The 12,072-nt window shown below is 70.0% G+C and carries 12 protein-coding genes and 3 pseudogenes; 6 read left to right on the forward strand and 9 right to left on the reverse strand.

Annotated features, from left to right (window positions below):
* Nucleotides 1–147: 147 nt before the first annotated feature.
* Nucleotides 148–1,224 (reverse strand): Glu/Leu/Phe/Val dehydrogenase dimerization domain-containing protein, encoded by a 1,077-nt coding sequence (locus tag AS97_RS00475; protein WP_210564129.1) that lies wholly within the window; start codon nt 1,222–1,224, stop codon nt 148–150.
* A gap of 261 nt (nt 1,225–1,485) precedes the next feature.
* Between AS97_RS00475 and AS97_RS00480 the strand changes: the two genes are divergently transcribed.
* Nucleotides 1,486–1,929 carry an Lrp/AsnC family transcriptional regulator gene (locus tag AS97_RS00480; RefSeq protein WP_210564130.1) on the forward strand — a complete coding sequence of 148 codons (444 nt, stop codon included), beginning with the start codon at nt 1,486–1,488 and terminating at the stop codon, nt 1,927–1,929.
* Between the two features lie 354 nt (nt 1,930–2,283).
* On the opposite strand, the gene AS97_RS00485 is transcribed toward AS97_RS00480, so the two are convergent.
* From AS97_RS00485 to AS97_RS46600, 8 genes and pseudogenes are all read right to left on the reverse strand, one after another.
* A complete protein-coding gene (locus AS97_RS00485; protein ID WP_210564131.1) occupies nt 2,284–3,552 on the reverse strand; it encodes an extracellular solute-binding protein in 1,269 nt (422 codons plus the stop codon).
* A gap of 90 nt (nt 3,553–3,642) precedes the next feature.
* Nucleotides 3,643–4,125, reverse strand: coding sequence for a hypothetical protein (locus AS97_RS00490; RefSeq protein ID WP_247204171.1), 483 nt, complete (start codon nt 4,123–4,125; stop codon nt 3,643–3,645).
* Nucleotides 4,126–4,314: 189 nt separating this feature from the next.
* Nucleotides 4,315–5,321, reverse strand: a pseudogene (locus tag AS97_RS00495) (2-hydroxyacid dehydrogenase).
* A 232-nt stretch (nt 5,322–5,553) separates the two neighbouring features.
* Nucleotides 5,554–6,567, reverse strand: a complete 1,014-nt coding sequence (gene gap / locus AS97_RS00500; protein ID WP_210564132.1) for a type I glyceraldehyde-3-phosphate dehydrogenase — start codon at nt 6,565–6,567, stop codon at nt 5,554–5,556.
* Between the two features lie 333 nt (nt 6,568–6,900).
* Nucleotides 6,901–7,806: a universal stress protein gene (locus AS97_RS00505; protein ID WP_210564133.1), complete on the reverse strand. Its 906-nt coding sequence runs from the start codon at nt 7,804–7,806 to the stop codon at nt 6,901–6,903.
* Nucleotides 7,807–7,921: 115 nt separating this feature from the next.
* A complete protein-coding gene (locus tag AS97_RS00510; protein WP_210564134.1) occupies nt 7,922–8,542 on the reverse strand; it encodes a DoxX family membrane protein in 621 nt (206 codons plus the stop codon).
* A 158-nt stretch (nt 8,543–8,700) separates the two neighbouring features.
* Nucleotides 8,701–9,000: pseudogene (locus tag AS97_RS00515) on the reverse strand (carbamate kinase); the annotation flags it as partial.
* Nucleotides 9,001–9,041: 41 nt separating this feature from the next.
* The gene (locus AS97_RS46600) at nt 9,042–9,500 is read right to left on the reverse strand and encodes a hypothetical protein (protein ID WP_247204887.1); all 459 of its coding nucleotides are present in this window, start codon (nt 9,498–9,500) and stop codon (nt 9,042–9,044) included.
* On the opposite strand from AS97_RS46600, the gene AS97_RS00525 reads away from it, so the two are divergent.
* The 5 genes and pseudogenes from AS97_RS00525 (at nt 9,477) to AS97_RS46605 (ending at nt 12,072) form a co-directional block, all read left to right on the forward strand.
* Nucleotides 9,477–9,785 carry a hypothetical protein gene (locus AS97_RS00525; protein WP_125760794.1) on the forward strand — a complete coding sequence of 103 codons (309 nt, stop codon included), beginning with the start codon at nt 9,477–9,479 and terminating at the stop codon, nt 9,783–9,785. The two genes, AS97_RS46600 and AS97_RS00525, sit on opposite strands and share 24 nt — an antisense overlap.
* The gene (gene istB / locus AS97_RS00530) at nt 9,782–10,591 is read left to right on the forward strand and encodes an IS21-like element helper ATPase IstB (RefSeq protein WP_210564135.1); all 810 of its coding nucleotides are present in this window, start codon (nt 9,782–9,784) and stop codon (nt 10,589–10,591) included. Before AS97_RS00525 ends, istB begins: the two co-directional genes overlap by 4 nt.
* Before the next feature lie 145 nt (nt 10,592–10,736).
* The gene (locus tag AS97_RS00535) at nt 10,737–11,207 is read left to right on the forward strand and encodes a hypothetical protein (RefSeq protein ID WP_210567107.1); all 471 of its coding nucleotides are present in this window, start codon (nt 10,737–10,739) and stop codon (nt 11,205–11,207) included.
* Nucleotides 11,208–11,351: 144 nt separating this feature from the next.
* Nucleotides 11,352–11,477: pseudogene (locus AS97_RS00540) on the forward strand (IS481 family transposase); the annotation flags it as partial.
* 421 nt (nt 11,478–11,898) lie between these two features.
* Complete coding sequence (locus AS97_RS46605) at nt 11,899–12,072, forward strand: hypothetical protein (RefSeq protein WP_247204172.1); 174 nt, start codon at nt 11,899–11,901, stop codon at nt 12,070–12,072.

The raw sequence follows: 12,072 nt of genomic DNA on the forward strand, positions 1-12,072 counted from the left end.
CGAATGGTGGTAGATCTCGCGGGCGACGAACTGTTTCAGGCGCCGCGTGATGTTCTTCCGGGTCGTGCCTTCGGCGGTGCGTCGGGGACGTGTTCCTGGGTGCGTCGGCCGTACTTCATGCGGACCAGGACATGGTTCGCCGCGCGGTCACGCCAGGGGGCCAGGGGGGCGGGCCGCGGAGCGGAGGATCCTGCGGGCCTGGTCACGGGCGGCGGTCACCGGATCGCCGGTGCGGTGGCCCTCGTCGAGGACGCGGGTGACCCGGTCGCCGATACCGGCGATGGCGGCGGCGGTGCGGGCGGTGTCCCAGCCCTGTTCGGCGGCGTGGATCCGGATGACCCCGCCCGCGCTTGCGAGGAAGTCCGGCACATACGTGATGTGCCGGGCGGTGAGGATCCGTACCACGGTGTCGTCGGCGAGCTGGTCGTTGGCGGCGCCGGCCACGATCCGAGCGGTGAGGGTCCGGGCGGTGGCCTCGTCCAGCACCCGGGCTCTCGCGCAGGGGACGAAGATGTCGCAGGCCGAGGCGAGCGCGCGGTCGGCCGGTACGCACAGGGCACCGGTCTCCCGGGCGAGCGTGACGGCCCGGTCGGCGTCGGTGTCGGCGACGATGACCCGGGCGCCGGCCGCCGCCAGCGAACGCACCAGCCGGGACCCGACGTGCCCTGCGCCCTGGACGAGCACGCGGCGGTCCGCGAGGCCGCCGTGGCCCCATACGTGCCGGGCGGCGGCCTGCACGGCGGCCAGCACGCCCATGGCGGTCCACGGTGAGGGGTCCTCGGTGGCGCAGGAGACGGTGGCCCCCGTCCGGGCCATGACGGCCAGGTCGGCGGTGCTGGTGCCCAGGTCGACGCCCGGGACGTAAGCGCCGCCGAGGGTAGCGGTGAACCGGCCGAAGGCGGCCATGAGCGCCGCGCGGTCGGTGATCCCGCCGGTGTCGGTGATGACCGCCTTGGCGCCGCCGTAGGGCAGGCCGGCCAAGGTGTTCTTCCAGGTCATGGCCTCGGCGAGGCGTTGTGCCTCGCGGGCGGCGGCCCGCGCCGTGGGGTAGGCGGCGAAGCGCACGCCGCCCAGGCCGGGGCCGAGGGTGGTGTCGTGGATGGCCACGACCGCACGCAGCCCGGTCTGCTCGTCCTCGTGGTGGAGAGTCCGTTCGCCCTCCCAGTCCACGGCGTCGTTCTTCGACACGCCGTACACCTCCTCACCCCGCTCAGGACCCGCCATCGGCGGATCATCGGATGAACTGACTCGGCCGAGCTCCGGTATGCGGTGGGTCCGGCCCGAGCGCCGGACCCGGCGCAGCGGCAGCTGCCGGTCAGTGAATGTGAACATCAGTGGATGTAGCTCAACATTCAGGGGTGCGCAGCGGCACCGCGCAATATCCCAGCTCGAATGCTGCTGACTGCGCAGGAATCCGCCCCCGTCGACCCGCTTCCGTACCGGAAAATCGCGCATCGCGAGAGCAAGCCGTCGTAACATGCGGACATGGCCGACTCCCAGACCATCGACAGCATCGACCGCATGATCCTGGACCTACTCATTCAGAACGGCCGGCGTACGGTCAGCGACATCGCGGAACGCGTCAACATGTCGCCGTCCCCGGTCAAGCGCCGGATCGACCGGCTGGAGCGGATGGGCGTCATCGTCGGGTACACCGCCCTGGTGGACCACTCACGGCTCGGCGCGGGCTTCGAGGCGTTCACCGAGGTGCGGTTCGCCGGTGACGTCGACGTCGACGCGATCACGGACGCGGTGACCGCGACACCGGAGGTGGTGGAGCTCTTCACGACCGCGGGCGACCCTGACGCCCTGGTCCGGGTCCGGGTGAACGACGTGCAGCACCTGCGCCGCGTCATCGACGCCATCCGACGCAGCGGCGCGGTGATCGGCACGAAGACGCTGATGGTATTGGGCACCTGGCGCCGATAGGGGCTCTGCGGCGGCGGGGCCCGGGGAACGTCCGCCGCAGCCCCGACCCCTGGTGTGCCTCGGCCCGCGCGAGGACGGCGCGCCTGCCGGTGCGGTTTCACCCCGGTGGGGTGAGGGCACGGCGCGTCAGCACACCGGTGGTCGTCCTGCGCGGTGTCGTCCCCTGGCCATGGCGCCGTCCTGGGCGACGGTGCCCCTGGCGGCGGCGCCGTCCGTGCCGCCGCCGCGCCATCCGCCGCGGACCGTACCCACCGACCGCCCCGGCACTCCGGGCGATCCGTGCCCGGTCGCGCCGGAGCGCCTGCTGCACTGCGCCACCGCTACGGCCGCCGCCCGTCACGACCTCCCCGATCGCTAGCCTTGCGCGCTCTCCAACACTTCGGCCTGGCGCTGGATCTCGCCCAGTACGCTCGCCGGGTCGCCGCCCTTGACCACCGTCGAACCGATCCTCGTCTTCAGGCCCTTGCTGATATTCGCCCAGGAGGTCTTGTCCACCGGGTAGAACTGGGCGATCTCCAGCGCGTCGAGGAACTTCCACAACCGCTTGTACTTGCGGTCCCGGCGCATCGCGCCGAAAGCCTTGGTGGTCACCGGGAGCAGGTCGTACTGGGTGCTGAAGTCGAGCACGTTCTTCTCCTCGTACAGGAAGTCGAGGAAGAGACCGGCCTGCCGACGGTTGCCGTTCTGCTTGAAGGCCATGACCCAGGTAGCGACGCCCATGGTCGCCTGGGACTTTCCGTGGCGGCCGGGCAGCGGCACGGAGTCGTACTTGATGCCCTGGCCCGCCAGCTGACGTAGCAGGGTCGGGTGGCCGTTGAGCATGCCGACCTCGCCGCGCACGAAGGCGTCGAAGACGTCTTGGCGGTTGGTGCGGGCCGGGGAGCGGGGGCCGGTGAGGCCGTCCCCTACGAGTTCGTCCCGCAGCCACTCGAAGGTCTCGATGTTCTCGGTCGAGTCGATGGTGTAGCTGCCGCCTGCGTCGGTGTAGCCGCCACCGCCGCCGAGCATCCACATCATGGCCTCGGCCGGTGCCTCCTCGGGGCCGAGCGGCAGCCCGTAGGGGATCTTCACGCCCATCGCCTTGAGCTTGACGGCGGCCTGTTTCAGCTCGGACCAGCTCTCCGGGGCCGAGGCGATGCCCGCCTCCTCGAAAAGCGCCTTGTTGTAGAAGAGCAGCCGGGTGCTGGAGACGAAGGGCAGCCCGTATGGCACCCGCTTGACCTCACCCGCCTTGGCGATCGGGCCGATGAACCCCGCCTGGGTGGAGACGGCGAGCATCCGTTCGGCGGGGTAGAGCTCGCCCGCGGCGGCGTAGTCGGCGTACGCGCCGATCTGCGCGATGTCCGGGGCATGGCCGTCCTTGACCATGTCGGCGACGCGCTTGTCGATCTCGAGCCAGCTGTGGACCGTGACGTCGACCTTGATGTTCTCGTGCCGGGTCTCGAAAACCCGGGCCAGAGCGTCCCAGTACTTCCGGGAGCTGTTGGCGGCGCCGTCGCCGTACTCGCCCGCCACCACCCTCAGGGTGACGGGACCTCCGTTTCCGCATGCCGTCAATGCGGGTGATATACCCGCCGTCGCGGCACTCGCTGCCGCCACACCCAAGAACCGCCGCCGTCGCACTGCTGCTCCCCACCCTCATGGGCTTGATTCGCCTCCCCGGACGCGTCCGCAGAAGGCCGAGCGAGCATGACGCACATGCCTCCACAGGGTCTATCCATACGGATATCGCTTTGATATCAGTCTTCGCCTCCACACGGACGGTGGAAGCCATTCCACCCCCGGAACGGCGCGTGGACCCGGCAGTGTCCCGTACAGCGACGTCATGAAGAAGAAGGGAAGATCCCACACGACCACGAGGAGCGAGGCGATGGCCAGTACGCACTCCCACCAGCTCTTCCCGTCGTCGGCGTCGACGGTCAGGGCCGTCGTGACGAGGATTGCGCCCATCACGACCAACGTCAGCACATACCAGCCGACCGCCTTGAGCGGAGCGCGCAGCCGGGAGCGCAGCTGCGGCCGCAGGTGCGGGGGCGCGTAGAAGATGAATCCGACGATGACCAGGGGCGCGGCGATGATCAGCACGAACGGGGCGGCGATGAGTTGGGCGGCACCGCCCCACGCCGCGTCCTCCCAGCGGTTCGGATCCACGGTGCAGGCGAGGATCAGGGCGATGGTGGCGGCGGCACCGAGCACCGTGCGGCCAGCTGGACGCGGCCCCCGAAAGCCGAACGGCAGGCAGCCACGGCGGCGGCGCCGGACAGCGGGCCTCGCGGGCTGGGGGCCGCTCACGAGCGGGAGGGGCGGGGCGCGAATCCCGCCGCACACGGAGCGGCCGGCGATCGCCGGGGTCTTCCCGGACGTCGCCTCACCCACGGCAGGGTGTCAGTCTGTACCGGGCCGGGTGAGCGAGTTGTCACTCGGGCGACCGGCGAAGTAGTCGTCGATGTTGGCCACGGTGGTCCGGGCGATCTGGCCGACGGCGTCCCTGGTGAAGTACGCCTGGTGCGAGGTGACCAGGACGTTGCTGTAGGTCATCAGCCTTGCCAGGCGTTCGTCGGTCATCACTTCCAGAGACTTGTCCAGGAAGAACACGCCGGCCTCCTCCTCGTACACGTCGAGACCGACACCGCTCAGCCGTCCCGCGCGAAGCGTCTCCAGCAGGGCATCGGTGTCCACCAGGCCGCCGCGGCTGGAGTTGACCAGGATCGCGTCGTCCTTCATCAACGACAGAGCCGTGGCGTCGACGAGGTGATGGGTCTCCGCCAGCAACGGCACGTGCAGGCTGACCAGGTCCGCCTCGGCGAACAGCCGCTCGCGCGGGACGTATTCCATGCCGAGGGCGAGGCAGTCGGGATTCTCGGCGACGTCCCAGCCCAGCAGCCGCATACCGAACCCGTGGGCGATTCTGGCGAAGGCGGCCCCGAGCTGCCCACCACGCCGGCCGTGCGACCCCACAGGTCGCGGCCCATCAGCCCGTCGAGCCGGAAGTCGAACTCCCGGGTTCGGTGCGCGGCCCGGACGATCCGGCGGTTGACCGCCAGGGCCAAGGTCCAGGCGAACTCTGCGACCGAGTACGGAGAGTAGGAGGAGACGCGGGCCACTGCCAGGCCGAGCTCCTCAGCAGCGCTCAGATCGATGTTGTTGTAACCGGTGGACCGCTGGGCGACCATCCGGGTGCCGCCCTCGGCCAGCGCACGCAGCACCTCGGCGTCCAGGGTGTCGTTGACACCGCTGAGCACGACCTCGTGGCCGAGTGCGGTCGGCACGGTGTCGCGGTCCAGGAAAAGCTCCAGGCAGCGCAGCCCGTGACGGCCTGCGAACGCTTGGTCGAACGCCTCCCGGAGCAGCGGCTCCTCGTCCACGAGGACACCGTACGCAACGATCTCCACTTGCTCTTCTCTCATCACTTCAGGTGATCTTTTTCCACCGCAGGCCGTCATCCAACGGAGCACCTGCTGTCGGTGGTCGCGGTGCCGGCAAAAGCCGTTCGCCCGGCCTCCAGGTGCGCGGCCGGGACCTGGACGGGAGAGCAGGAGACGTAGTCGGGGCCGACCAGGCGGAGGGGGCTCCGGATCGTCCTGGAACTGCGCCGTGCTCTCTGGTCAGGGGTGTCCGTGCTGGTCAGTCGTCGGCGACCAGCGCGGTGAGGTCCAGAAGCCGGTTGGTGTAGCCCCACTCGTTGTCGTACCAGCCGAACACCTTGGCCAAGGTGCCGTTGGTCTGGGTCAGGGCGGCGTCGAAGACGCACGACGCGGGGTCGCCTACGACATCGCGGGAGACGATCGGTGCCGTCGATACGCGCAGGATGCCGTTGAGCGGGCCGTCGGCGGCTTCGGTGAAAGCCGCGTTGATCTCGTCGGCGGTGGTCTCACGTTTCAGGACCACCGTCACATCGGTGAGTGAGCCGTCCTCCACAGGGACCCGGACGGCGATCCCGTCGAGGGCACCGGCCATTTCGGGTACCACCAGGCCCACGGCCCGGGCCGCACCGGTGCTGGTCGGGATGATGCTCAGCGCCGCGGAGCGGGCGCGCCGCAGATCCTTGTGCGGGCCGTCGAGCAGCGACTGGTCGTTGGTGTACCCGTGGACCGTGGTCAGCAGACCGCGGTCCACGCCGAAGGCGTCGTCGAGCACCTTGACCATCGGAGCGAGGCAGTTGGTGGTGCAGGACGCGGCCGAGACGATCCGGTCGCGGTGCCGGTCGTAGGTGTCGTCGTTGACGCCCATCACGATCGTGGCGTCGACGCCTTTGCCCGGCGCCGACAGCAGCACGGTGTGCGCGCCCGCCTTCAGGTGCAGGGCAGCCCGGTCGCGGTCGCGGAAGCGGCCGGTGGCCTCGATGACGATGTCGGCTCCGTAGTCGGACCAGCGCAAGGCCGCCGGGTCTCGCTCGGCGGTGACGGCGATGCGTCGACCGTCGACAGCGAGGGAGTTGTCGTCGTGTGTGACCTCGCGTCCGATGTGCCCGAACGTCGAGTCGTACTCCAGGAGATGGGCGAGGGTGGCAGGCGGCGCGACGTCGTTGATCGCGACGACGTGGACGTCCTGGGTGCCCGCCTCCGCGCGGTCGAGGGCCGCCCGGAGGCAGGTGCGGCCGATGCGACCGAAACCGTTGATGCCGACGCGTACGGTCAAGGTGGTGAACTCCTTCACGATCAGGTTTTTGCTTCGGTGGTCCGGAGGCCGCTCGGCAGCCGTCCGGAGTCGTTCGTTCGCACTCACTGGGTACGCGACGGGCAGCCGGCGTGGTGCGGCACCGCGTGGGCGACGCGGCCGAGTCGCAGGCCGTAGCAGCCGCTCGGCGCCGCCGGGCAGCGAGCACGAGCAGGTCCGCGTCGGCCGACGCGTCGAGCAGGGCCGGGTGGGCGCGGCCCTCGCCGGTGCGCCGTGGAGTTCGAGGCCGGACGGGATGTCCCGCAGGGCGGCTGCCAGCTCATCAGCCGCCTGTTCCTCGTGCGAGGGGGCCGGTCAGTCGTGTGCGACGACCGCGACGGGGGCGGTGGCGTGGTGCAGGACGGCGTGGGTGACGGTCCCGATGTGGGCGCCGACGGACGAGCGGCGGATGCGCCGGCCGACGACGACCAGGGAGGCTTCGCGGGAGGCGTCGATCAGGGCGAGCGACGGGCTGCCGCAGCGGGACTCCGTGACCACCACGACGTCGGCGTACTTGTGCCGCCAGGGCTGCAGCGTCTCTTCCAAGGCGGCGGCGTCGGCCTGTGCCACCGTCTCGGTGATCGCCGGGTCGAGGGCCGTACCGTAGGCGTAGTAGTACGGCGGGTTCCAGCCGTGCAGCACCCGCAGTGGCACGTCGCGGCGGGCGGCGGCCGCGAAGGCGAACTCGATCAGGGCCGCGTCCGGGCTGCCGGTGTCCAGTCCGAGCAGGACGGGCCGCAGCGGTGCGGCACTGGCAGCAATCGCCGTCGGATCCGCCTCCTGCTCCTCAGGGGCCTGCGCGTTGGCACGGACCAGGATGACGGGCCGCTCGCTGTGCGCCACGACCGCGAGGCCGACGGAGCCGACCAGGAAGCCGCCGACGCCACTCAGACCCCGCGAGCCGAGGACGAGGACGTGGGCCTCCTCCGCGGCGGCGATCAGGACCTCGGCGGGCCGTCCGGTGAGCTGTTCGGTGGTCACCTCGATGCCGGGGTGGCGCAGTCGCAGGGCCTCGGCGGCCTCGTGGAGGATCTGCTCGGTCCGGTGCTGGCGCGTCTCGGCTCCCAGGAGCGGGGCCCCGGCCATGGGGGCCGGTACCGGCCCCCATACCTGGACGAGCTTCACCGGCAGTCCGCGCGGTTCGGCCTCGTTGGCCGCCCATTCGGCGGCGGCGTGGCTCTCGGGCGAGCCGTCGAGTCCCACGGTGATGGTGCGGGGCATGGTCTCCACCTCCTGAATCGGACCCGTAGGGACCGATTCCGGTGTCGTGTTCGGGGGTTTGGCCGGATGAGGCTGCGGCGCCTCATGCGGGAGGGAGTAGCGAGGGTCGTGGCGGTCAGCGCAGCCAGGTGTGGTCGCGGACGATCGGCAGGCGTGCCCAGTGCCTGCCCAGCCCCCAGGTGGCCCCGGCGCCCGCTGCCGCCACGGCGACAAGCGCGGCGGCGTAGATCAGGTGGTAGTCCGCGAACGGGTTGGTGGACATGCTCGGTGAGCCGTTGGACAGGTGTTTGGCCGGCGGCCACTCGGCGAGCCACATCAGCGCCAGCATCGCCGTGCCGGCCACCGCCGCCGGCCGCAGCGCCACACCGGTCATGACGGCGACCCCGATGCCGAGCAGACCGAGCATGAACAGCCAGTCCGCCCACGGTTCGCCGGCCCAGGCATGGAATGTGGACTGCATGGGCCCGGCGGCGACGGAACTGAGGAAGCCCTTGGTCGGAGAGCCGCCGTCGGCCCAGCCCTTGCCGGACGCCGTGGCGTATCCGAGCCCGAAGGTCTTGTCCAGGAACGACCACAGGAAGACGAACCCGGTCAGGATGCGGAGGGAGGCGAGGACGTGGGCCCGCGCGGTGCGCGTGTCGAGTTCTTCCGACACGGCGATCGCGGACGCGGTCCGGTGCCGACGCGACGACGGGTGGAAGCCCGCGGCTCGGTGGGATTGCTCGTGCACGGCCATGTTGGTGGTCCTTTCTGCATGTTCGGGTCGCCGTTCGCTTGGCTTCCCTCACTCTCGCGGTATGCGCCGCGATGCGCCGGATGCCGAAGGGCACCGACGACAGGGCTGAAGGTCCCTGCTCGGCGGACCGGTTGACGGCATGTGCGGCGGGCCGCCGTTCAGCCGACCGTGAGATCCGGGCGGACCAGGGTGCCGGAACCCCGGTGGACGATCTCGTACGCGGCCTCCAGCGCCCCGATCGCGGCCAGTCCTCCGGTGCGTTCCACGAAGCGGGCGGCGGCCTCGGTCTTGGGGCCCATGGAGCCGTCCGGGAAACCGCCCTGGCGCAGGTCGGTGGGTGTGACGTCGGAGAGAGGGCGCTGATCCGGTGTGCCGTACCTCTCGTACACGCAGGGCACGTCGGTGAGGATGAGGAGGAAGTCCGCCTTCAGGTCCTCGGCGAGCAGGGCGGCGGTGAGAAGGGCGTTGCCGCCGAGCGCGACGACGATGCGCATGGATGTCAGTCCTCCAGGGTGGCGACGAGGACGGCCTTGATGGTGTGCAGGCGGTTCTCGGCCTGGTCGAAGACGCCGGCGAACTCACCGAACGCCTCACGGGCGTAGACGTACGGCCCGCCGCTCGCCGGAATGCGCTTGGACAGCGCGCCGAAGGTCAGCGCCAGCGCGAGCGCGAGCGCGAGCGCGAGCGCGCCGAGGGTGACGACAACGAACGCGACGAGGGAGATCGGCGGCTGACCGGCTGCGGTGCCGAACACCTCGTACTGGACCACTACCTGGAAGCTCTGCTGACCAAGCCAGGCGCCCTGGAACGCTCCGAGGCCCTCCACCAAGCCCGCGCCGAGGGCACCTTCACGGCCGTCCACGAAGCGTTCTGGGCCGCGGCCAAGAAGGCCCTCGGCGACACCGAGGGAACGAAGTCCCTGGTCAAGGTGCTGTTGCTGCACCGACACCAGCAGCACGCCGACGTGGTGACCGGGATCCGAGCGGCCCTCGCGGCAGGCACCTTCAACGAGGACGTCATCGCGCTGGAGGCCCGCAAGGCGGCCCAGGCGGCCGGGCCGGCGCCGACCGTCACCGCCGCCAGTGCGCCCGCCCCGGAGCTGTTGGATCCCGGCCCGGCCCAGGTCACGCCCTTGACGTCGCGCCGTCTGGCCCGTGCTCTGCCCTCCGACCAGCGTCCCCTGCCCCGCCTGGAGCAGTGGGACGAGCTGTTGCAGCTCCGCCGAAAGGACTCATCATCATGACCACCGCACATCACGCACTGACCGCACAGGCATCCGACGCGGCGATCGACACCGCCTGCCGGCTGCTGCGGCTGCTGCGGCTGCCCACCATGCGGGCGCAGGCCGCCGACACGATCGCACGGGCCGAACGCGAGGGCCTGTCCTATGCCGGGTTCCTCGCCGAACTGTTGATGGCCGAGTGCGAGGACCGAGACCGGCGCCGGGCCGAACGCCGCATCCGGGCGGCTCACTTCCCCCGCGAAAAGTCGCTGCGGGAGTTCGACTACCGCGTCAACCCCAACGTCGACCCGGCGGTCATCCACAATCTCGCCACCTGCGAATGGATCGCCAAAGGCTACCCACTGTGTCTGATCGGGGACTCGGGTACCGGCAAATCGCACCTGCTGATCGCGCTCGGCACCGCCGCCGCCATGGCCGGCTACCGCGTCCGCTACACCACCGCGGCTGCACTGGTGAACGAGCTGGTCGAGGCGGCAGACGACAAACAGCTGGGCAAGACCATCGCCCGCTACGGACGCGTCGATCTTCTCGAAATCGACGAACTCGGCTACCTCGAACTGGACCGCCGCGGCGCGGAAATGCTCTTCCAGGTTCTCACGGAGCGTGAGGAGAAGAACAGCATCGCGATCGCTTCCAACGAGGCGTTCACCGGCTGGAGCCGCACCTTCACCGACCCCCGGCTCTGCGCGGCGATCGTGGACCGGCTCACCTTCAACGCCACCCTCATCGAAACCGGAACCGAGTCCTATCGCCTGGCCAGGACCAAGGCCCGCGGCCGGGCCGCCACACGCGACACTACTGGCTGAGCCGCTCACCCACAGACTCGAAGGGTCCGCGGCGGACGGACAAAGACGCTGGACCCGGTCCATTGTCAGTGGCTGCCCCTACGCTTCCTCGCGATCATCGACGAGCGACGGAGAGGCTGCCGTGACCACCGAGGACGACAAGACCATGAAGCAGATCGAGGAAGCCATGGCGCTGCAGCACGCAGGCGACCTCGACGGTGCTCGGCGGCGGTTCACCGAGATCTGGGAGCAGATCGCCGTGGACGGCGACCCGTTCCACCGCTGCGTCCTCGCCCACTACATGGCCGATCTCCAGCCGGACCCGCAGGACGAACTGGCCTGGGATCTGCGCGCCTTGGACGCCGCCGCCTCGGTCACCGACGACCGGGCCAAACAGCACGACTCCTCCCTGGCCATCCGCGGGTTCTACCCCTCCCTGCACCTCAACCTCGCCGCGGACCTCCACAAAATCGGAGACACCAAACAGGCCCGCACCCACCTCGCCCAGGCCCAAGAGCACCTCGACGCGCTCGACGACGACGCCTACGGCCACGGCATCCGATCGGCAATACAGCGGCTCGCCGGCCAGCTCACCGAGGAAGACGCCACGGCGCCGATGGGCGACGAAACGAAGTAGTCGATCACGGCACACTGCCTCAAGTGGTCCCATCGCAAACCAATCCCCGGGGCCACTTGAAGACGTCCAAGGTGCCCAGAATCTTCACCAACTGGGGCCGCTGGAGGCCAACATGCCGGCGCCTCTGAACAAGTCAGAGCCAGTCTGAACCGTCTGTCCTGGCTGGACCGGCCCACCGGACGGGTCATCCGCCGCTACGAAGGCTTCCGCCCCGGCGAGCTGGTCCACATCGATGTCAAGAAACTGGGGCGGATCTCCGACGGCTTGGGCCGCGCTCGCCCAAACGGATGCCGACGCCGATCGATGGGTCATCGCCAGGAACGCCCAGGATCTCGCGCCCCAGGCCGCCGAAATGGCCTGGCGCCCCTGGCGGACGCGGGAAATCCGTACGCCGCGAACGACCTCGCGCTTCTGCTGGGTGCGCTCGGCCGCGTCCAGGAAGCCGAATCCCTGTACCGTCAGGCGCTCGGTAAAGGCCATCTCGACGCCGCGAACAACCTCGCCATTCTCTTGGAGAGGGAGGGCCGCGTCGACGAGGCCGAGGCTCTGTATCGCAGTGCGCTCAGAGGTGGTGGCCCCTACGCCGCGCTGAATCTCGGCGATCTGCTGGAAAGGGCGGATCGTCTGGCGGAGGCCGCCGCACTGTACCGTCGGGCGTTGAAACAACGACTCGAAGCACGCGGCGCACGCGTTGGCCACGCTCGCGCAGAAGATGGGCAGCCTGGACGAAGCCGTGTCCCTCTCCCGCGTCGCCATCGAACTGGGCGACCCCCACGCGGCGGAAGACCTCGCCGAACTGCTCATTTTCCTCGGTCGGCCGCGCGAAGCCGAAGAATGCCGCGCGCGAGCGGCTGAAGGTTCGTGA

This window comes from Streptomyces sp. AgN23, assembly GCF_001598115.1.
GTDB lineage: Bacteria > Actinomycetota > Actinomycetes > Streptomycetales > Streptomycetaceae > Streptomyces > Streptomyces antimycoticus.